This window comes from Mucilaginibacter sp. A5337, assembly GCF_059690695.1.
On record NZ_JCAWEC010000002.1, the window covers coordinates 997,717 to 1,018,446 of the forward strand.

General features: G+C 42.9%; 17 protein-coding genes. 12 read left to right on the forward strand and 5 right to left on the reverse strand.

What is annotated here, in order from left to right; translation table 11 throughout:
• Nucleotides 1-160: 160 nt before the first annotated feature.
• The gene (gene dnaB, locus AC59JO_RS08995) at nt 161-1,726 is read left to right on the forward strand and encodes a replicative DNA helicase (RefSeq protein WP_497304803.1); all 1,566 of its coding nucleotides are present in this window, start codon (nt 161-163) and stop codon (nt 1,724-1,726) included.
• Nucleotides 1,727-1,837: 111 nt separating this feature from the next.
• Here the strand turns inward: dnaB and chrA are convergent, their stop codons facing one another.
• Nucleotides 1,838-3,037 carry a chromate efflux transporter gene (gene chrA / locus AC59JO_RS09000; protein ID WP_413667803.1) on the reverse strand — a complete coding sequence of 400 codons (1,200 nt, stop codon included), beginning with the start codon at nt 3,035-3,037 and terminating at the stop codon, nt 1,838-1,840.
• Between the two features lie 102 nt (nt 3,038-3,139).
• Nucleotides 3,140-3,481 carry a tetratricopeptide repeat protein gene (locus tag AC59JO_RS09005; protein WP_413667802.1) on the reverse strand — a complete coding sequence of 114 codons (342 nt, stop codon included), beginning with the start codon at nt 3,479-3,481 and terminating at the stop codon, nt 3,140-3,142.
• A gap of 45 nt (nt 3,482-3,526) precedes the next feature.
• Between AC59JO_RS09005 and AC59JO_RS09010 the strand changes: the two genes are divergently transcribed.
• From AC59JO_RS09010 to AC59JO_RS09025, 4 genes are all read left to right on the forward strand, one after another.
• Nucleotides 3,527-4,264, forward strand: a complete 738-nt coding sequence (locus AC59JO_RS09010) for an electron transfer flavoprotein subunit beta/FixA family protein (RefSeq protein ID WP_413667801.1) — start codon at nt 3,527-3,529, stop codon at nt 4,262-4,264.
• A gap of 29 nt (nt 4,265-4,293) precedes the next feature.
• On the forward strand, nt 4,294-5,271 hold the full coding sequence (locus AC59JO_RS09015) for an electron transfer flavoprotein subunit alpha/FixB family protein (protein ID WP_413667800.1): 978 nt from the start codon (nt 4,294-4,296) through the stop codon (nt 5,269-5,271).
• Between the two features lie 23 nt (nt 5,272-5,294).
• Complete coding sequence (locus AC59JO_RS09020; protein ID WP_090526212.1) at nt 5,295-5,894, forward strand: bifunctional nuclease family protein; 600 nt, start codon at nt 5,295-5,297, stop codon at nt 5,892-5,894.
• A gap of 198 nt (nt 5,895-6,092) precedes the next feature.
• Nucleotides 6,093-7,352, forward strand: a complete 1,260-nt coding sequence (locus tag AC59JO_RS09025) for a nucleoside permease (protein WP_497304807.1) — start codon at nt 6,093-6,095, stop codon at nt 7,350-7,352.
• 124 nt (nt 7,353-7,476) lie between these two features.
• Here AC59JO_RS09025 and AC59JO_RS09030 read toward each other — a convergent pair whose 3' ends face one another.
• Together AC59JO_RS09030 and AC59JO_RS09035 are read right to left on the reverse strand one after the other, a co-directional pair.
• Nucleotides 7,477-8,193 (reverse strand): ThuA domain-containing protein, encoded by a 717-nt coding sequence (locus AC59JO_RS09030; protein ID WP_497304809.1) that lies wholly within the window; start codon nt 8,191-8,193, stop codon nt 7,477-7,479.
• A 136-nt stretch (nt 8,194-8,329) separates the two neighbouring features.
• Nucleotides 8,330-10,039 carry a GMC oxidoreductase gene (locus AC59JO_RS09035; RefSeq protein WP_497304811.1) on the reverse strand — a complete coding sequence of 570 codons (1,710 nt, stop codon included), beginning with the start codon at nt 10,037-10,039 and terminating at the stop codon, nt 8,330-8,332.
• Nucleotides 10,040-10,230: 191 nt separating this feature from the next.
• Between AC59JO_RS09035 and AC59JO_RS09040 the strand changes: the two genes are divergently transcribed.
• The 7 genes from AC59JO_RS09040 (at nt 10,231) to AC59JO_RS09070 (ending at nt 17,223) form a co-directional block, all read left to right on the forward strand.
• Nucleotides 10,231-11,076 (forward strand): MOSC domain-containing protein, encoded by an 846-nt coding sequence (locus AC59JO_RS09040; protein ID WP_497304813.1) that lies wholly within the window; start codon nt 10,231-10,233, stop codon nt 11,074-11,076.
• Nucleotides 11,073-11,357 (forward strand): Rdx family protein, encoded by a 285-nt coding sequence (locus AC59JO_RS09045; RefSeq protein ID WP_413667795.1) that lies wholly within the window; start codon nt 11,073-11,075, stop codon nt 11,355-11,357. The genes AC59JO_RS09040 and AC59JO_RS09045 overlap by 4 nt, the downstream gene beginning before the upstream one ends.
• 117 nt (nt 11,358-11,474) lie before the next feature.
• Entirely contained in the window at nt 11,475-11,909 is a 435-nt protein-coding gene (locus AC59JO_RS09050) for an RrF2 family transcriptional regulator (protein ID WP_413667794.1), read from the forward strand.
• A 240-nt stretch (nt 11,910-12,149) separates the two neighbouring features.
• A complete protein-coding gene (locus AC59JO_RS09055) occupies nt 12,150-14,240 on the forward strand; it encodes a ferredoxin-like domain-containing protein (RefSeq protein WP_497304815.1) in 2,091 nt (696 codons plus the stop codon).
• Nucleotides 14,240-15,025: a uroporphyrinogen-III C-methyltransferase gene (gene cobA / locus AC59JO_RS09060; protein ID WP_497304817.1), complete on the forward strand. Its 786-nt coding sequence runs from the start codon at nt 14,240-14,242 to the stop codon at nt 15,023-15,025. Before AC59JO_RS09055 ends, cobA begins: the two co-directional genes overlap by 1 nt.
• Nucleotides 15,018-16,511, forward strand: coding sequence for a TSUP family transporter (locus AC59JO_RS09065; RefSeq protein ID WP_497304819.1), 1,494 nt, complete (start codon nt 15,018-15,020; stop codon nt 16,509-16,511). Before cobA ends, AC59JO_RS09065 begins: the two co-directional genes overlap by 8 nt.
• 1 nt (nt 16,512) lies before the next feature.
• Nucleotides 16,513-17,223: a phosphoadenylyl-sulfate reductase gene (locus AC59JO_RS09070; RefSeq protein WP_413667790.1), complete on the forward strand. Its 711-nt coding sequence runs from the start codon at nt 16,513-16,515 to the stop codon at nt 17,221-17,223.
• 340 nt (nt 17,224-17,563) lie between these two features.
• On the opposite strand, the gene AC59JO_RS09075 is transcribed toward AC59JO_RS09070, so the two are convergent.
• Nucleotides 17,564-20,512: a TonB-dependent receptor gene (locus tag AC59JO_RS09075; protein ID WP_497304821.1), complete on the reverse strand. Its 2,949-nt coding sequence runs from the start codon at nt 20,510-20,512 to the stop codon at nt 17,564-17,566.
• Between the last annotated feature and the right edge of the window lie 218 nt (nt 20,513-20,730).

A 20,730-nucleotide genomic window follows, 5' to 3' on the forward strand; every position in this document is an offset into this window, starting at 1 on the left:
ATCAACCTATCCATATTTCGTTAAAAAGTTATCAACACTCCGATGTTTATTAAAAAGCTTTAATTTATTGCCCTGTGTATGATTATTTTAAAATGCCGATACACTATGTTAGGTGTTTCCTTTGCCCGTCGCAACATTTTTTGTATATTTTTGTACCCTTATGAGTTTTGAGAATAACAACCAGTATAACAAGCCGAATACTTTTGAGCGACGCAGCCGAGTTCCCAATCCAACTCCCTTTATTGCAGGTGGCAAATTGCAGCCTCAGGCTACCGATTTGGAAGAGGCAGTTTTAGGCGCCCTTATGCTGGAGAAGGATGCCCTTTCGTCAGTTATAGATGTTTTAAAACCCGAAGTTTTTTATCAAACTAATCATCAGAAGATATTTTCTGCCATTAAAATACTGTTTGAAAAAACACAACCTGTAGATATTCTTACAGTTACGGCCGAGTTACGCAGATTAGGCGAGCTTGAAATGGTTGGTGGTGCCTACTACATCACAGAACTTACCAGCCGTGTTGCTTCCGCTGCCAATATCGAGTTCCACTCACGTATCATTATCCAGAAATTTATCCAGCGCGAACTGATCCGGATCTCTACCGAAGTGATCAACGCCGCTTATGAAGATACCAGCGATGTATTTGACCTGCTGGATATGGCCGAAAAAAACCTGTTTGAAATTGCACAAAGCAACCTACGCCGTGATGCCCGCAACATGGACGACCTCGTTCACGAAGCATTACGGGATATTGAGGCCCTGAAAGATAAAAAAGATGGCTTAACGGGCGTTGCTTCGGGCTTTACTGGCCTCGACCGGATGACTTCGGGCTGGCAAAAATCCGATCTGGTTATTATCGCTGCCCGTCCGGCTATGGGTAAAACAGCTTTCGTGTTAAGTTGCGCCCGCAATGCCGCCGTTGACTTTGACAAGCCAGTGGTAGTATTTTCGCTGGAGATGTCATCCGTACAGTTGGTTAACCGTTTGATTGCCGGCGAAGCGGAAATTGAGCAGGAAAAAATACGTAAGGGTACACTTGAAGAATGGGAATGGCAACAGGTACACTCCAAAATTGGCAGACTTGAGAAAGCTACATTCATCATTGATGATACTCCTGCGCTAAACATCTTTGAGTTCCGGGCAAAATGTCGCCGTTTAAAATCCCAGTATGACATCCAGTTAATCATCATCGACTACTTACAGCTGATGCATGGCAAGGCCGAGGGCAAAGGTGGTGGTGGTAACCGTGAGCAGGAAATCAGCAGTATTTCACGTGCATTAAAATCAGTTGCCAAGGAGCTCAGTGTACCGGTAATTGCATTATCTCAGTTAAGTCGTGCGGTAGAGAGCAGGCCGGGTAACTCTAAGAGGCCAATGCTTTCAGACTTACGTGAATCTGGCGCTATTGAGCAGGATGCCGACATGGTATTGTTCCTATATCGTCCTGAATATTACGGATTAACGGAAGATGAAGACGGTAACCCAACCCAGGGTGTAGGCGAGGTTATTATAGCCAAACACCGTAACGGTGAAACAGGTACTGTACGATTGAAATTTGTTGGTAAATATGTGAAATTTGCTAACCTTGAAGAAGGTATGGACGGCTTCCCTCCACCTGCGGGTAATGCTTTCGCGGGCCTTGCTCCTTCACAGGATTTTGAAAAGCAGAGTAACTTCATCATTCGCCCTTCAAGAATGGACGACATGGATGACGAAGCACCATTTTAAGCCCCCCGGCCCCCTAAAGGGGGAGTTTCAAATAGATAATATTAAAACAAAGGAATTGGAATTACTCATTGTAACATTGCAAGTAAGCTCCCCCTTTAGGGGGCAGGGGGGCTAAAATATCATTCCCAAAACCACACCGATAATAATCACTATCGGTGTTTTTATTTTGGTAAAATGCAGCACCAGGAACGTACCTATCATCAATGCGTAGGCTGACCAGTTTAAACCAAAAGGCTTTACCAGTAAAATCAACGCTGTCGCCATAAAACCTACAGCTACGGCATTTATCCCGCTCAATGAGTTCTTTATCCTGGTGATTTTTTTAAGATCCTCCCAGAAAGGCACGATAAAAAGAATAAGGATAAGCCCGGGGGTATTGATGCCAATAACAGCAACGAGGCTGCCAATTATTTGTCCCCAAATGTTATAGCCTTTATTGCCAAGTGTTATGCCACCCAAAAAAGATGTAAACGAAAATGTGGGTCCGGGCAAAGCCTGCTGCAGGGCATATCCCGACAAAAACTCCGACCTGCCCAGATAATGTTTAACCTCAACAAATTCGGTATACATGAGCGGCACAAGCACCTGCCCTCCTCCAAAAATTAAAATCCCATTACGGTAAAAGTTTTCGAATAAACGGATAGGCAGGCTGAATGGCGATGTTTGATTTACAACAGCACCCAAAGCCGCAAAGAAAAGCAAGATACCAATAAAATAAGCAACCTTATTAGGGTTTACATTTGAATATAACTTTACCCTTAATTCGTTTTCATGCTGCTGGGTTTCCATAGCCGATGATATGATACCGCCAAGCAATATCAGGATCGGGAAAGCATATGCATTTTGCAGGATCAGTGTAACGATCAATGAGCCGATAGCCAGCATAGTACTGATCCTTGTTTTCAGAAATTTATTGGCAAACGTATAAGTGGCGTAAGCAACTATGCCAACGGCTATGGGTTGTACATAACTGATCACATGCGCAAATTTGGCCTTATTGGCAAACATATTATAGCTTATGGCAGCCATGCACATGATAGTGGCCGAAGGAAGGACCCAGATCAAAAATGTAATGATGGCCAGCCTGAGCCCGCCTACTTTCCAGGCTATCCCAACCAGTGTTTGGGTTGATGAAGGCCCCGGCAAAACCTGCGATAAGGCATTAAGCTCCATCAACTCATCTTCAGTAATATATCTTCGTTTCTCAACAAATTCCCGCAGTAAAACGGCGATGTGGGCTTGCGGTCCGCCAAAAGCAGTGAAGGTATATATCAGCACATCCCGAAGGAATATAAGTTGCTGTTTTTTCATTCTTTAAAGAGGTTCAGTTCATGGTTTAAAACAGTTCATCTTAAAATTAATCAGGGAAAATAAAAAGCCATGAACTATGAACCATCAACTATTAACAAAAAACTAATAATCGTCGTCATCTTCTTCAAAGCCCATTGCCTGCCTGTATACTGCTTGCAATTCAGAAAAAGCGTGGTTATCGCGTTTTTCTTTGGTTACTTTCATGCCGTTTTCGTAGGTTTTGATAGCATCATCTTTACGGTTCAACGCTTCATAAAGCTTACCTAAATGGTAATAGGTACCGGTGTAGCCAGGATGGTTATTCACTAAATCTTCGTAATAAGCAAGCGCCTTATCTGTCTCATTCAGACGCAGATATTCTGTTGCAAGGGCATACTTCAGAAACTCGTCATCCGGTTCATTTTTTATAAATTCCAGCAGCTTATTCAATCTGTTCAACTCCATTTTAAACTCTATCTTTTTTAACTAAATTTGCAAAAACCTATTGATATGAAGATTCTGGTATGTGTAAGTAATGTTCCTGATACCACCACAAAAATAACTTTTACTGATAATAACACGCAATTTAATACAAACGGGGTACAGTTCATACTTAACCCTTATGATGAAATTGCACTTGCGCGCGCCATTGAGTTAACCGACGGCGGTAAGGGCACAGTAACTGTAATAAACGTTGGTGAGGCAAATACCGAAGCCACTATACGCAAGGCCCTGGCCATTGGCGCTACCGATGCTGTGCGCATAAACGCTAAACCGCACGATGCGTGGTATGTAGCTTATCAAATTGCACAATATGTAAAAGCAAATCCCTTCGATCTCATCCTTACCGGCCGCGAATCCATTGATTATAACGGCTCAAAAGTTGCAGGCATGCTGGGCGAACTGCTTGATTTGCCATCGGTATCCATTATCAAAAAATTAGATGCTGGTGACATCGAAGCAACCGTTGAACGCGAAATAGAAGGCGGTAAAGAAGTTTTGACCATACCCTATCCATTTGTGGCGGGTACTGCCGAGGGTGTGGCTGAACCCAAAATCCCTAATATGCGTGGTATTATGTCGGCACGGACTAAGCCGCTTGCTGTTGCAGAACCTGTTGATGTAAAAACATTTTCAGAAATCACCGGTTATGAAACACCAGCCCCTCGTGGCCAGGTTAAACTTGTTCCTGCCGATGATACCGCAAAACTGGTTGAACTGCTGCATGCAGAAGCGCGTGTTATTTAATTTATGATCTAAATCACTTACAGATAAATATGTCAGTTTTAATATATGCGGAAAATGCCGGGGGCAAATTCAAAAAGTCAATTTTTGAAGCTGTTTCTTATGCCCGTGCTATTGCCGATCAAAGTAATACTTCTGTTACTGCTGTGTCAATTGGCAACGTTGATGCAACCGAATTAGCTTTATTAAGTAAATACGGCGCAGATAAGGTACTTAATGTATCAGGAGATAAATTAAAGGACTTTGTAAACCAGGCCTATGCCTCTGTTATAGCTGAAGCTGCTAAAAAAGAAGGCTCGGCAGTTGTAGTATTATCAAATACTTTTTCGGGCCGAGGATTGGCGCCAAGGGTTGGCGTAAAACTGGAAGCAGGCGTAGCTGATGGAGCGGTTGCCTTACCGGAACAGGCAGGAGGCTCTTTTAAGGTAAAGAAAACCGCCTTTTCGGGGAAAGCTTTTGCTACGGTTGAGCTTACGTCGGCTATTAAAGTTATTGCGCTTGTACCCAACTCTTACAAAGTAGTTGAAACAGGTGGCACCGCTCAGGTTGAGGACTTTAATGTTGAACCTAAAGCATCCGACTTTAAAGCCATGATTAAAGAAATCGTTCGCTCAACTGATAAAGTTTCATTGCCTGATGCTGAAATTGTTGTTTCGGGCGGTCGCGGTTTAAAAGGCCCGGAAAACTGGGGCATGATAGAAGAGCTTGCCGAGCTTTTAGGTGCTGCTACTGCCTGCTCAAAACCGGTATCAGATGCTGGCTGGAGACCACACAGTGAACACGTTGGACAAACCGGTATAGCTGTCAGTCCAAATTTGTATATTGCAGTCGGTATTTCAGGTGCTATTCAACACCTGGCCGGGGTAAGTTCATCAAAAGTCATCGTCGTAATAAACAAAGATCCTGAAGCGCCGTTTTTTAAGGTAGCGGATTACGGGATTGTTGGCGACGCGTTTGAAGTACTCCCTAAATTAATTGCAGCCGTTAAAGAATATAAAGCTTCAGCATAAATACAGGTGTGATGGGGAATAACATGAAAAAAATAAAGCTTGATATTGTCGGCTTATCATACAGTCAAACTCAATCCGGCGCGTACGCACTTGTTTTGGGCGAGGTTAGCGGCCGTCGTCGTTTGCCTATTATCATCGGAAGCTTTGAAGCCCAGGCAATTGCCATCGAAATAGAAAAGATGACCCCAAGCCGCCCGCTTACGCATGATTTGTTCAAGAGCTTTGCCCAGGCTTATCAAATTGAAGTTCAGGAAGTAATTATCTACAATCTTGTTGATGGCATTTTTTACGCCAAGCTGGTTTGCAGTGACGGAAAGCGTTCTGTAGAAATAGATGCCCGCACTTCTGACGCCATCGCTGTAGCCGTACGTTTTGACTGCCCTATCTTCACATATGAATTTATCCTTTCAACAGCGGGCATTGTTATTGAAGGTAATGACTTCGTGTATTTAGAAAATATCAACGAAGCACCTGAGGAGAAATCGGTTAGCGCATCGGTTAGCGGTTACGCTTCTATCAGTACCGAAGAGCTCAAAACCAAACTACAGGAAGCCCTTGCCGAAGAATCGTACGAAAAAGCGGCGAAGATCCGCGACGAACTGAATAAACGTAAAGCATCCTAATAATTTCGGAATCCGGATTTTCGATTTCGGATTTGCCAAAAGATAATTTATTGCATATAATATAACAGAAACTCAGCCCCTGGGTTTCTGTTTAACAATCGTAATTTCTACACTTGTAGCTTTCTGATTCACATTTATTTCACTACTTTCCGCTTTTAATTTAACACTGACTAAATTTTATTTAAACCGGGTACCCATATGAATATTAAGTTCCGCTTAATACTGATGAATTTTATGCAATTTTTTATCTGGGGGGCCTGGTTGCTTACCATTGGTGCATATTGGTTTCAGGACAAACATTGGTCGGGCGCTCAGTTTGGGGCTATTTTTAGCACCATGGGTATTTCGGCTATATTTATGCCAGCCCTTACCGGTATTATAGCTGATAGGTTTATTAACGCTGAAAAACTATATGGCATCATGCACATATTTGGTGCAGCATCATTATTTACCCTGCCTTTAATTACCAGCCCTTCTGCATTTTTTTGGGTAATACTCATCAATATGATCTTTTATATGCCAACCCTTTCGCTTTCGATAACTGTAGCATATTCGGCATTAAAAAGCAGCAACAAAGATGTAGTTAAAGACTATCCTCCTATTCGCATCTGGGGAACTATCGGCTTTATCGCTGCCTTATGGACAGTGAGCCTTACCCATAATGAAACATCGCCTAACCAGTTTTATATAGCATCAGCAGTAGCACTAGCGCTCGGACTATATTCATTCAGTCTTCCCAAATGCCCTCCGCTTTCCGCTAAGGCAAACAACAAATCGTTTGTCGACTCATTGGGGTTAAACGCCTTTAAACTGTTCAAAGACCCGAAGTTTGCTATTTTCTTCGCCTTTTCAATGCTTTTGGGGGCAGCATTGCAACTTACCAATGCTTATGGCGATACCTTTATACAGGATTTTAAAAATATAGCTATTTATAAAGATTCTGTAGGCGTAAAATATCCAGCTATCATCATGTCGATATCCCAGTTCTCCGAAACATTCTTCATCTTATTGATCCCGTTTTTCCTGCGTAAATTCGGCATCAAATATGTGATGCTGTTCAGTATGCTGGCCTGGGTACTACGTTTTGGCCTTTTCGCCTTTGGCGACCCCGCAGGCGGTTTATGGATGATTGTTTTATCATGCATTGTTTATGGCATGGCTTTCGACTTCTTTAACATATCAGGCTCACTGTTTGTTGAAACGCAAGCCACTCCCGATATCAGGGCGAGTGCACAAGGCCTTTTTATGATGATGGTAAACGGTTTCGGGGCTTTTTTTGGAAGCATTGCGAGTGGCCTCATTATCGATCATTTCTTCCTGCTGCCTGGTGGAGAAAAAGACTGGCACGGCATCTGGCTTACGTTTGCCGGTTATGCTTTGGTAATCGCTATTATCTTCCCGTTCGTATTCAGATACAAACACAATAAGGCGCTTGTTGAAGCGATACAGCATGCATAATTGTCTGAATCAGAATTTTCAGAATTAAAGAATTTTCAGAACACTCACATTAAAAAGCCTTGCAATGTTGAAACGTTGCAAGGCTTTTTAATTCTGTTAATTTCCAAATCCTAAAAATCATGGTTCAGTTTTTCCGCCCCATCGCATACTTAATGGCACCTAACAGATGATTTAAATATAACGGATCAGCATATGATTCATCAGTGTGTCCAAGCTCTGTATAAAAAGCCCTGCCTCCATCGAAGTTATGGTACCATGCCATCGGATGATTGTCGCCGTTTTCGCCGCCGGTATAGCTTTTTTCATCAATTTTAATTAGCACATGCAGGTCATCACCTATCCATTTGTAGTTGTACCATTCGTCCCAGCGTTTCCAGGTTTCAGGAAGGTGTTTGGTAGCTATAAAATTACGATCGACTACATCTAAAGTAGCCTCTTGCTGCTTTGGATGACTTTTGAAATAGGCACCTACCAATTTGCCATACCATGGCCAGTCATATTCTGTATCGGTTGCGGCATGTACACCAACAAAGCCACCGCCCGTTTTAATGTATTGCTCAAAAGCAGCCTGCTGGGTATCATTCAAAACATCACCAGTGGTACTTAAAAATATCACAGCCTTATACTGCTTTAGGTTATCAATAGTAAACTTTGCAGCATTGGTGGTGCTATCCACATCAAAATTATTCTCCTGACCTAATTTCATAATAGCAGGTACACCTACCGCTATTGAGTTATGATGAAAGCCAGCCGTTTTACAAAATACAAGTACTTTATCTTTAGCAAGTACTTGGGTAATAGATGCGCCTATTAAGAGGCATATGGTTAGTAGTTTTTTCATGGTTGGTGAGTGGTTGATTATGTTGATTAAGTGAATGGTTATTGTTTGGTTGATTGGGTTGATTGAGTGAGTGGTTGGCCTTTGGGGAAAATAGAACTGAACAATTCACCTAATCAACCACTCACTAATCACCAACCTATAAATTTCCTTTTTTTAATTCATCTACGGCGAAATGAGCAGCGCGGGCCGTCATAGCCATATAAGTTAACGAAGGGTTTTGACATGCGGACGAAGTCATGGCAGCGCCATCGGTAACAAAAACATTTTTGGCATCCCATACCTGGTTGTTGCCGTTAAGCACCGAAGTTTTAGGATCACGCCCCATCCTTGCGGTACCCATTTCATGGATGCCATCACCAACATTATGGCCGCGGTCATGCGTTTCGATGTTCTTTACACCAGCACTTTCTAGCATGGCTTTGGCTTCCCGCACAATATCAATACGCATTTTCTTTTCGTTTTCCTTTATCTCAGCGTCCATCGCTAATATTGGTAGCCCCCATTTGTCCTTGCGGGTTTTATCAAGAGTGATTTTGTTTTCGTGATAAGGCAGCAATTCACCAAAACCGCCAATACCAATTGTCCATGGACCGGGTTCGGTAAGCGCATCCTTATATTGGGCCCCAATATTGTATTCGGCAATTTCACGGTTCCAGCCCTGGCGGCTTGCAGCACCCTGGTAACCGAAGCCGCGCAGGTAATCGCGTTTATCGCCAAACAGGTTGGCAAACCGGACTACATAAATGCCATTAGCGCGGCGGCCGTAATAATATTTATCTTCAAAACCATCAACCAGTCCGCTTGCACCAAGATTATAATGATGATCCATAATGTTATGACCAAGCTCGCCGCTACTGCTTCCTAAGCCATCGGGCCAGATGTCTGTAGCAGAGTTCATCAAAACCCAGGCGCTATTAAGTGCCGACGCGTTGACAAAAACTATTTTTGAATAATATTCATAGGTTTGATTGGTTTCGGCATCAAGCACCTCTACCCCTTTGGCCTTTTTTGTGTCCTTATCATACAATATTTTAGTAACGATAGAGTAAGGCCTCACCGTTAAATTACCGGTAGCCAAAGCAGCGGGCAATGTCGACGATTGAGTACTGAAGTAGCCGCCAAACGGACAACCTTCCCAGCACCGGTTTCTGAACTGGCATGCCGTGCGCCCCGGAATGGCGGCTGTTAAATTAGCCGAGCGACCAATAATCATATGCCTGCTGCCGTTGTAATTTTTCTTGATGCGCGCGGCGACATCCTTTTCCACCACGTTCATGTCCATTGGTGGTAAATAATGACCATCAGGCAGTTGTGGTAAGCCCTCTAATGAACCGCTGATGCCTGCAAACTTCTCTACATGATCATACCATGGAGTAAGGTCTTTATAGCGGATAGGCCAATCTATAGCCCAGCCATCTTTAGCGTTAGCCTCAAAATCAAAATCGCTCCAGCGGTAACTTTGCCTTCCCCATAAAATGGAGCGGCCACCAAGCTGGTATGAACGCCACCAATTAAAGGGTTTGATCTCGGTGTACGGCGCAGCCTGTTCATCTGTCCAATAATCCATAATGGGTTCTGTAGCGCCCCAATTACGTGATATCACCGGGCGCTGCTTACGCTGCGCCTGAGTTGGCTTTCCGGCATGATGAAGGTCCCAGGGATTCTGGCTGGCGCTCTTATAATCTTTGATATGTTCAAAGTTTCGGCCCCGTTCAAGCATAATGGTTTTTAAACCCAGTTCTGATAACTCCTTTGCCGCCCAGCCACCGCTGATACCCGAGCCTATTACAATAGCGTCATAAGTATTATTAGCCTTGGCTTTGCCGTTTACATTAGTTAATGGCATATGTTTTAAAATTGGTTTTGAGATTGGATAAAACAAGTATATTAATTAAAAATTGATATAGCAATCGATTGTGAAGAAAAGTATGAACCATAATTTATGGGATTGATGGATTACCTTGATAGTAAGTTTTATTCAGACTTCATGAAATCCGCTAATCCTAAAAATCAAGGTTCTTTTATTATTTTTACGCCATGCTCCAGGTAAGCGAATTATATATCTACCCAATAAAATCATTAGGTGGCATTGCTGTACAAAGCGCTGTGGTTACCAGTCGCGGTTTAGAACATGACCGGCGCTGGATGCTGGTTAATGAACATGGGCACTTTATAACACAGCGCGAGTTTCCGCAGATGGCTTTAATAAAAGTAATGGTAGAGCCTGATGGGATAACTGTGCACCATCATTCAAGCGGATCGTTATTAATTCCTTTTAATTGCGAAAGAAAACCTTTGCAACAGTTTGCCGTTTGGGACGACACCTGCTTTGGACAATATGTAAGCGAAGAGTTTGACCAATGGTTTAGCAAAACCCTTAATATGAAATGCAGGCTGATTTACATGCCCGATGACAGCGAACGCGAGGTTGACCAGCGTTATGCCAAACCCGGAGTGATTACTTCATTTGCCGATGCCTATCCTTTCCTGCTCATCGGGCAGGCTTCGCTTGATGATCTTAACAAACGGATGATGTTGCCATTGCCCATGAACCGTTTTCGCCCCAATATCGTCTTCACCGGTGGGGAAGCTTACTGCGAAGACCTGATGAATGAGATTGATATAGCAGGCATTACCTTTTACGGCGCAAAACTTTGTGCCCGCTGTGTGCTTACAACTATTGATCAGCAAACTGCTGTAAAAGCTAAGGAGCCTCTAAAAACCCTGGCCTCGTACCGCATGAAAAACAATAAAATTATGTTCGGACAAAACCTGGTGCATGAAAATGCCGGCATAATTTCGGTGGGAAATGAACTTAACGTTTTAAGTACCCATACCGAGGAAAGATTTATTGTAGTAAAAAAACCAATAACAACCACATGAAGCCAACCATAACTATTGAATATTGCCCTAAATGCAACTGGATGATGCGCGCCGCTTACATGGCGCAGGAGTTGCTCACTACCTTTACCGATGATGTGAACGGAGTTACCCTAAAACCAAGTGAAGTAAGTGGTAGATATACGATAAGCGTTGATGAAGAAACACTGTTTGACCGCAAGCGCGATGGGCATTTCCCTGAGATTAAAGAGTTAAAACAGGCTGTTCGTGATAAGGTAAATTCGGGTAAAAGTCTTGGCCATTCAGACAGGCATCAATTGTAACTTTTATATAACAATGTCTGTATAAAATATCCTTTCTATATAATCTATAATATTACTCGAAAAAATAATTAATTTAGATGATATCTTTCTTTAACTTTGTGAGTTTTATTTTAGAAAATGCTTTCAAAAAAAACTAAGTACGCTATAAAGGCACTTGTGGTTCTTGGCAAGAACATGGACCAGCCGCCTATGCAAATTTCGAAGATTGCCGAAACTGAACGGATCCCTAAGAAATTTCTTGAGCAAATACTGCTTGATCTGCGCAATGCAGGATTTCTGTATAGTAAAAAAGGCGCTGGCGGTGGCTACAGCCTTAACCGCGACCCCAAAGAAATATTTCTGGTAAGTATTATGCGTATCACCGATGGACCTATCGCCATGGTACCCTGCGCAAGCTTAAATTTTTACCACAAATGTGATGAGTGCCACCAGGAAAGCACTTGCGGCATAAGGGATGTGTTTGTTGACGTAAGGGATGCCACACTTAAAATATTGAGCGAAACAAGTATCGCCGATATCATTAAACGCGAAAGTACTCTCATCAGCGTTTAATTTCAAAACTTCATAAAACTGTCATAACGCAGTTTTTTTCATTTAAATGCTACCTTTTCCGTATACTATATATATATTTGGGAAATGAATCGTGAGAGCATTAATATTACTTGCCAAAACCAACTGATCTGTTGCCAGATGCGCAATGGTAAATCGGGGCTATAAACGTAATATTTAACAATATATGCCTCTTTAGCCACAGCCAAAGGGGCTTTTTTATAAAAGATTAATACATAGAATATGCAGAGCTTCAGAACAGAACTGGAGAATCCCATTGTTGAGAAGGATATTATCGATCTTGAAAAAAAGATCCACGCTTTTCGTGAAGGTAAAATTCATGATGAAAAATTCAGGAGTTTGCGTTTAGCGCGTGGTGTGTATGGCCAGCGTCAGCCGGGCGTACAGATGGTGCGTATTAAATTGCCATTCGGTAAGGTTACCTTTAAGCAATTGTTAAAAATTGCCGAAATCTCTGACGAATTTGGAAGCAGCAACCTGCACCTTACTACCCGTCAGGATATCCAGATCCACTATGTAAGCCTCGATCGCACACCTCAGCTTTGGGCCAAGCTTGAGCAGGATGATATTACCCTTCGCGAAGCCTGTGGTAATACCGTTCGTAACGTTACAGCCTCTCCTACTGCCGGTATCGATCCAAAAGAACCATTTGACGTTTCGCCGTATGCATATGCTACCTTTGATTATTTTCTGCGCAACCCAATATGCCAGGAAATGGGCCGCAAATTCAAGATCTCTTTTTCATCAAGCGATGAGGATACCGCATTTTCATACATTCATGATATTGGCGCCATCCCTAAAATAAATGCTAACGGCGAGCGTGGGTTTAAGATCATGCTTGGTGGTGGTTTAGGTGCGCAGCCTATTTTAGCCAGCATTGTTGAAGAATTTTTACCTGAAGACCAACTGATCCCTTATATCGAATCGGTGATCCGTGTGTTTGACCGTTATGGCGAGCGCAACAACCGTAACAAAGCCCGGATGAAGTATCTTATCCAAAAATTAGGGTTGGATGAAGTGCTGCGCTTAACCAAAATCGAGCGTACAGCCAATAAGGTAAAGTCATACCCTGTTAACCGCGACGCTGTTGATGTTCCTGCGCTGCCGCCAACAAATGGTTATCCTGAAGTAACTATCAGCAATCCGCTCCGTTATGAGCAATGGCTGGCAACCAACGTTTTTGAACAAAAGCAAGAAGGCTTTTATGGTGTATATATAAAAGTACCGGTAGGCGATATATCATCTGATACCGCCCGTGCATTGGTTAAAACCTTAGAGCCTTTGGTTGGCAACGAGATCCGTATCACCCAAAACCAGGGTTTGTTATTAAAATATGTTCAAAAAGAAGCGCTGCCTGCCCTGTATGAAGGATTAGCTAAGCTTGAGCTGGCTGCACCCGGCTTTGACAGTCTTGCCGACGTTACCACATGTCCGGGTACAGATACCTGTAACCTTGGTATCTCGAACAGTATGACCATGGCCAGGGTATTGGAAGATCTGATCTATAACGAATACGAGGATTTTATTTATAACCGCGAAATTAAGATTAAAATAAGCGGCTGTATGAACTCATGCGGTCAGCATGGCTTGGCCCACATTGGTTTCCACGGCAGTTCGCTTAAAGCGGGCGCTAAAGTATTACCATCGGTACAGGTGATGTTGGGTGGCGGTACCGTTGGCGACGGCGTTGGCCGCGCTGCCGAGAGGGTAATTAAAGTACCTACCAAACGTGCTACCGACGTTTTAAGATGGTTGTTGAACGACTATAAAGAGTTTTCGCCTGAAGGTGAAACTTACCATGAATATTACGACAGGCAGGGTAAAGATTATTTTTATCGTTTGTTGAAACCTTTTGCTGATTTAACTACACTTACCGATGACGAGTATATTGACTGGGGCCACCAGGAAACCTTTGTTACCGCCATTGGTGTAGGTGAATGCGCCGGTGTGATCATCGACCTGGTAGCTACCCTGCTGTTTGAATCGGAAGAGAAATTGGGTTGGGCTAATGAAGCCTATGCTGCCGGCCGTTGGGCTGATGCTATTTACCATGCCTACAATGTTTTCGTAAGTTCGGCAAAAGCTTTATTACTCGATAAAGGCGTTAACAGCAGCACACAAATTGGTGTGATCCGCGAATTTGATGCGCAATACGTTGAAAAAGGCGAGTTTGAGTTAAACGGAACATTTAATGACCTGGCACTACAGCTCAATCAAAACGAGCCTTCACAGGAATTTGCCACCGCATATTTAGCACAGGCTACAGAATTTTTAAGCAGAAGTAAGGATAAGAGAGAGGCGCTTGTACAATAATGACTGATACTAATAAAAATATAAAAGAGCCGCGCATTACACTGGTTGGCGCAGGCCCCGGCGATGCTGATCTGATAACCGTAAAAGCCATCAAAGCTTTAAAAACAGCCGATGTTGTTTTGTACGATGCTTTGGTTAATGAGGAGCTACTTGATTACGCTCCGGAAAACTCCACAAAAGTTTACGTTGGCAAACGTTCCGGCGACCATACCTTTTCGCAGGAAGCAATTAACAATCTTATGGTTGATTATGCCAAAAACTATGGCCATGTGGTTAGGTTAAAAGGCGGTGATCCCTTTGTATTCGGTCGCGGATATGAGGAACTTATTGTTGCCTCGGCGCATAACATACCTGCTTCGGTTATTCCGGGTATTTCAAGCTCGATAGCCGTGCCCGAATTACAGCAAATCCCTGTTACACACCGCGGATTAAGCGAAAGTTTCTGGGTAGTTACCGGTACTACTGCTAACGGTAAGATCTCGAACGACCTTATTGATGCTTCACGCTCAAATGCTACTGTGGTTGTATTGATGGGGATCCACAAGCTGGCCGAGATCACTGAAATATTTAAGTTACAAGGCAAGAACAAACTGCCTGTAGCCGTTATCCAAAGCGGATCAACAGCTGAAGAGAAAATTGCCGTTGCTACTGTGGATACCATTCTTGATGCCGTTCAAGAAAGCAGGATCTCATCGCCTGCTATCATTGTTTTAGGCGAAGTGGTATCACTTCATCCAAAATTCCAACTGATACAAGAAGTTTATGACGTTGTTGCCCGTGGATAAAAGTTTGACCAATATTCAGGATGAAAAACAGGAAGGCAACCAGCTTTTCCCTGTTTTTTTAAAGCTGAATGACCTGCATACGGTGCTTATTGGCGGCGGTAATGTTGGTTTGGAAAAACTTACCGCTGTGCTTAACAACAGCAATAGTGCGAGGGTAACCGTTATTTCGCGGGAGTTTTTGTCTGAGGTACATACGCTTGCATCACAATACCCCGGTATCCGCATCGTACAAAAATCATTTACTGACGATGATCTGAACGAAGCTGATATAGTTATCGCTGCTACCAACGATAGCGAGCTTAACAATTACATCCGCAACGCTGCTCATGATCGTAAATTATTGATCAATGTAGCGGACAAGCCTGCATTATGTGATTTTTACTTAGGATCGATAGTGCAAAAAGGCGATCTGAAATTAGCCATATCTACCAACGGAAAATCACCTACTGTGGCCAAACGACTAAAAGAAGTATTAAATGAAAGCCTTCCTGCCGAGCTTGATATCACTTTGCAGCAAATGAGCGAACTAAGAAATACCCTTGAAGGTGATTTTGCCGACAAGGTAAAGAAACTGAACAGCGTAACATCTGTACTGGTTGAGCCTAAAGCTGCCAGCCGCAAAAATTTTATCTGGCTAATTTGGTCAACCATTATCGTGTCGCTGGCCATTGGTATAACCGCACTTTATTTCAAAGAGCCTAACTTTAAGCACTTCGTAACCGGCATCGATCCTATCTTTTATTACTTTTTAGGAGCCGGGTTTGTATTTGCTATGATTGACGGAGCCATTGGCATGTCGTACGGTGTTACCTCAACCACATTCTCACTTTCTATGGGTATCCCTCCGGCCTCAGCCAGTATGGGCGTACACCTTTCCGAGATCATGAGTTGCGGTATAGCTGGCTGGATGCATTATCGCATGGGTAACATCAACTGGAAGCTATTTAAACTCCTGGTTATACCGGGTATCATCGGTGCTGTAACAGGGGCTTACTTGTTATCATCACTTGAGCATTATAGCATGTATACCAAGCCTGTTGTATCTGTTTACACACTGATATTAGGTATAGTAATATTCAAAAAAGCATTCAACACACAAAAGAAAAAATCGGCCGATAAAGTAAAACGCATTTCATTGCTTGGTTTAGGTGGTGGTTTTATTGATGCTGTTGGCGGCGGTGGCTGGGGTTCAATCGTACTATCTACCCTGATAGCCGGCGGAAGGAGCCCTCGTTTTTCATTGGGCACAGTGAAGCTTTCTCGTTTTTTTGTGGCAATGATGGGTTCAATAACCTTTATTGCCATGGTAAGCAGCGATCATTGGCAGGCTGTAGGCGGCCTTATTTTAGGCAGTGCGCTTGCATCACCAATTGCTGCTAAGATCTCCAATAAGATCTCTGCAAAAACTATCATGGTGGCGGTCTCGGTAATCGTTATCCTCATCAGTATCCGTTCTATTATCATGTTTATTACTAAGGTTATATAAAATGAGCACCGCATTACAACAAATACAAGGCGTAACTGCCGGGCTCGCCCCTATTGAAGCTCTGACCAAATTGGCAGAGCAGTTTCCGGGTGAGGTGATTTTCTCAACCAGCTTTGGTTGGGAAGACCAGGTGATCAGCCATATGATATTTGCCAATAACCTGCCTATCAAAGTATTTACACTTGAAACCGGCAGGCTTTTCCGCGAAACTTATTCGGTTTGGGCGGCTACCATGAACAGGTATCAGAAGCCCATTCATGCTTACTATCCCAATAACGAGTTGCTTGAAGAAATGGTAAGCAAAAAAGGCCCTAACAGCTTTTATGAATCGGTTGAAAACCGTAAAGAGTGCTGCGGGATTCGTAAAATAGAACCGCTTAAGCGTGCTTTAAAAGGTAATAAGATCTGGATCACTGGCATCCGCGCCGAGCAGTCGGTTAACCGCCATGATATGCATGACCTGGAATGGGACGAACAAAATCAACTGGTGAAGTTCCACCCTATTTTTAGCTGGACGCTTGACGAAGTTAAAGCTTACATTAAACAATACAACATTCCATATAATTCACTGCATGACAAAGGTTTCCCAAGCATTGGCTGTATGCCATGTACCCGTGCGGTAGCCGAAGGTGAAGATTTCCGTGCCGGCCGCTGGTGGTGGGAAGATCAATCTAAAAAAGAATGTGGGTTACATGAAACAGCAAAACCCTGATGAATAGGATTTAAGGATTAGCTTGAAAACTATGCAAGTTGATCCTATCAAACTAATTCATGAAAATCCTCTGATCATGTAAATCAAGGTTCAAGACGCTTTTTTTTATACGTAGGTCAATTAGTCGAAAGATTGGTTGGCCTTTTTTTTAAAGCTGATTTTTTTGATTACATTGATTTCGTTGATGACTTTCTATGCTTTGTAATGATTTGATTATTTATATTAATATCTCTTACAATCATCTATTTCTATCACAGTTAAAAAATCAGCGGTCAAAAAAAGGGATAAAGTTTTTACACCTCATCCCCTTACAAACTAATATAAAACGTAATAAGAGCGCTTACTTGTTGTTATTGTTACCTGCTAACAAACCATCAAGCGTTACAGAAACATAGTATAAGCCACCGATGGTTGGACCGCCGGCATATTGATAATACCTTTTGTTAAAGATATCAGTAGCGCCTAATTTAAATGTGGCGTAATATGAAGGCACGCGATAAGTAACCTGAGCATCAACTGTTTTGATTGACGGCACAGTACCGGTAACCAACGGGCTCTCCCACAGGTATGACTGCTGCCATTTGTAAACCACGTTAAAACCAAAGTTTTTAACCACCTCACGGTTACCGAACGATACGTTGCCCGACCATTCTGGTGTGTTAAAGCCTGTTACAAAGATATCTGAAGCTGTTTGGGCTTTCAGCTTGTTAAAACTCACATTACCTGATACAGTATAGTGCTGATAAAAATTGTAAGTAATACCTGCAGATGAACCATAGTTATGGTAGATATTCTTGGCGTTGGTATAAACACGGTACCTGCTTTGACCCTGGCTGGCAGCGTTAGTTGATGTACCCGTTGTAGGGTCGCGGTTAATATCAAGCATTGATAATACAGCTGCATCCGAGCCTACAGTAGCACCATTTGGTACAAACACCTGCACCTGACCAAGGAAGCCGTCATAGCGGTTAGTGTATGCATCAATATCAATGAACACTTTATTATCCGCCACTATGCCTTTGTAGCCAACTTCAAAAGAAGTAATCTGTTCAGGACGTGCCGGTGGCAGGTCCGCTATTTTTAACAGGTTACGATTAGCCAAAGCTGCCTGATCTGAGCCGCCTGCAGCATTCACAGCTGCGTTAAATGCCACAACTGATGTTTGGGTATAGCTATTACCAAGATATCCTAAGCCTTCGTTAATGAATGGTAAACTGCCTACACGTTTTACGCGGCCGTTATTTACGTATGATAAAGCCTCAAACAATGAAGGGAAACGATAACCGTTCTGGAATGTAAACCTGAAGTTGTGATTTTGGTTAACGGTGTAAACGGCAGCTAAACGCGGTGTAAATTTAGGATCGAAGTACGGGTTGCGGTCCCAGCGGATAGAACCGAATAATTTCAATTTCTCATCAAAAAAAGTTTTGGTAACCTGGGTAAAGGCGCCATATTTTTTGTAGATCACATCTTTACCAAAAGTACCGTCGGCCAATGGAGTGTTCCTGTCTGCAATAGGGCGGCTAAAATCCACGAAGTTATTACCATCAGGTGTAATGCTATACACACGTATATCCGCACCAACCAACAGGTCAGCAAATTTAACTTTGCTGCTCAAATCCCACTGGGCTTCACCGTTGTACATGTGACTTTTTTGAACCAGGGCCGCACCTCCTGTAACCGGAGCATTAGGGATCAGGCTCGATTTAATATCCCAGTTATTAATGCCTATAATGGTTTTCCTCAAAGCATCAAACTCAGGAGTACCTGGCTCAACCCTACCTTTATCAGCAGCAGCGCGGGCAGCCTGCTCAGCCGCTGCGAGATTTGCCGAAGTAAGTACACCGCCATTATAAGCTTTTAAAGCATTACCGTATAAAGTTGCCCAGGCTGAGTTGCTGGCGTGGTTCAAATCAAGGTTATCTGCCAGTGGTTTCACGTTAAACGAGTTGCCGGTGTTTTCAATCGATTCGTAGCCACGAACCAGGAATTCTTTCCCTTTTAACTCAATTTTATGGTTCTGAACAGTTGCACCTTGTAATGAAATTTTGTTACCGCGTTGAAACACGCCATCAAGCCTGCCATAACGATAGGTATATGATATTACGGTGCTCGGCGATAATTTATAAGCCAGCGTACCATCTAACTTCAAGTTTTTCACGTGCGGATCAACCAGGTCAACCTCGTTGTATCCTGTACGCGCCACAGTAAGATTTGGACGGGCTTTACCATCAACCGTAATGCCTTTTATTGATACAGTATTACTACCGGCAAGTGCGTCGTCACCATATTTGTTCCAGCCGTCATAAGCCGCGTTACTGGTGCCTGTTAATTCAGGATAAGCAGGGTTTGCTGATTTAAGGTTGGTTGGATTTTGATCAAGGCGGGTATCTGACTGCCAATCCTGACCTTGCATATAGCTAAAGTTTACTTTAACGGCAAACTTATCGTTAAAGGCTTTGGCGTAACGCAAAGCATCTTCAGTAAGTGAGCTTGCTCCAAGACGATCTTTACCCACATGGTTAACGCCCTGACGATGGTAAAAACTTAAGCCCTGATATTTAAAAGCATCTTTAGTAAATAGATTCGACAATCCGTTAATAGCATTAGTTCCGTAAAGGGCAGCAGCAGCACCCGGAGTAATTTCCACGCTGGCTATATCCAGTTCGGTTGGGCCAATAGCATTACCAAGCGGCACACCTAAAGTAGCCGACTGCATATCGACACCATCAACCAACTGCATAAACCTGAAGTTGTTTGGACTATTAAAACCACGTGTATTAGGTACTTTAAGGGTAATACTGGTTGTAGTCATCTGTACGCCTTTAACGTTCTCTAAGGCGTCATAAAAACTGGGGCCAGGCGATTGCTTTAAGGCCGTAATGCTCAACTTTTCGATTGCCACCGGAGATCGGAGCAGTTTCTCTTCCTTACGAGATGCCGTTACCACCACCTCATTAACCAATAATGATTGTGTTGTTAAGGTGATGTTTACCGCACTGTTAGCATTTTTTATATAAAACTCCTGTGGCTGATAACCTATTGCGGTAAAAACAAGCGTATAAGGTAACTTGGCGCTTGTGGTTAAAGAAAACTTGCCGGTAGTATCTGTTGATGTTTTATTGGTTGTGCCTTTTATAGATACGGTTGCCCCTACCAGCGGCTTGCCCTGGTCATCGTCAACCTTTCCGCTCAATATATATGAGCCATTAAGCTGTGCATAACTTATGCCCGGCAATAGTACCAGGAAGAGCACAAGTATTCTAATTGAATTTGTAAAAATTTTCATGAAGTAATTGGTGTGGTGGTAATTAAAATTGTGATTTTGGGTCTGTGTATTATCGTTGATTGAGTTATGCTCAACTACAACACACTGCAGTTAGGAGCTGCATTTTTAACATGGATTGATTGGCAATTGCATTAAAATGATACATTGTCTATAGAATTAGTCGACAAAAATATAAATTAAAAGCTGAGTGTCAAGCTTTCTGGTATGTTTTTTTAAAC

Coding starts and splice junctions, on each gene's coding strand:
- dnaB (WP_497304803.1), top strand. CDS start 161: ATGAGTTTTGAGAATAACAACCAGTATAACAAGCCGAATACTTTTGAG.
- chrA (WP_413667803.1), bottom strand. CDS start 3,037: ATGAAAAAACAGCAACTTATATTCCTTCGGGATGTGCTGATATATACC.
- AC59JO_RS09005 (WP_413667802.1), bottom strand. CDS start 3,481: ATGGAGTTGAACAGATTGAATAAGCTGCTGGAATTTATAAAAAATGAA.
- AC59JO_RS09010 (WP_413667801.1), top strand. CDS start 3,527: ATGAAGATTCTGGTATGTGTAAGTAATGTTCCTGATACCACCACAAAA.
- AC59JO_RS09015 (WP_413667800.1), top strand. CDS start 4,294: ATGTCAGTTTTAATATATGCGGAAAATGCCGGGGGCAAATTCAAAAAG.
- AC59JO_RS09020 (WP_090526212.1), top strand. CDS start 5,295: ATGAAAAAAATAAAGCTTGATATTGTCGGCTTATCATACAGTCAAACT.
- AC59JO_RS09025 (WP_497304807.1), top strand. CDS start 6,093: ATGAATATTAAGTTCCGCTTAATACTGATGAATTTTATGCAATTTTTT.
- AC59JO_RS09030 (WP_497304809.1), bottom strand. CDS start 8,193: ATGAAAAAACTACTAACCATATGCCTCTTAATAGGCGCATCTATTACC.
- AC59JO_RS09035 (WP_497304811.1), bottom strand. CDS start 10,039: ATGCCATTAACTAATGTAAACGGCAAAGCCAAGGCTAATAATACTTAT.
- AC59JO_RS09040 (WP_497304813.1), top strand. CDS start 10,231: ATGCTCCAGGTAAGCGAATTATATATCTACCCAATAAAATCATTAGGT.
- AC59JO_RS09045 (WP_413667795.1), top strand. CDS start 11,073: ATGAAGCCAACCATAACTATTGAATATTGCCCTAAATGCAACTGGATG.
- AC59JO_RS09050 (WP_413667794.1), top strand. CDS start 11,475: ATGCTTTCAAAAAAAACTAAGTACGCTATAAAGGCACTTGTGGTTCTT.
- AC59JO_RS09055 (WP_497304815.1), top strand. CDS start 12,150: ATGCAGAGCTTCAGAACAGAACTGGAGAATCCCATTGTTGAGAAGGAT.
- cobA (WP_497304817.1), top strand. CDS start 14,240: ATGACTGATACTAATAAAAATATAAAAGAGCCGCGCATTACACTGGTT.
- AC59JO_RS09070 (WP_413667790.1), top strand. CDS start 16,513: ATGAGCACCGCATTACAACAAATACAAGGCGTAACTGCCGGGCTCGCC.
- AC59JO_RS09075 (WP_497304821.1), bottom strand. CDS start 20,512: ATGAAAATTTTTACAAATTCAATTAGAATACTTGTGCTCTTCCTGGTA.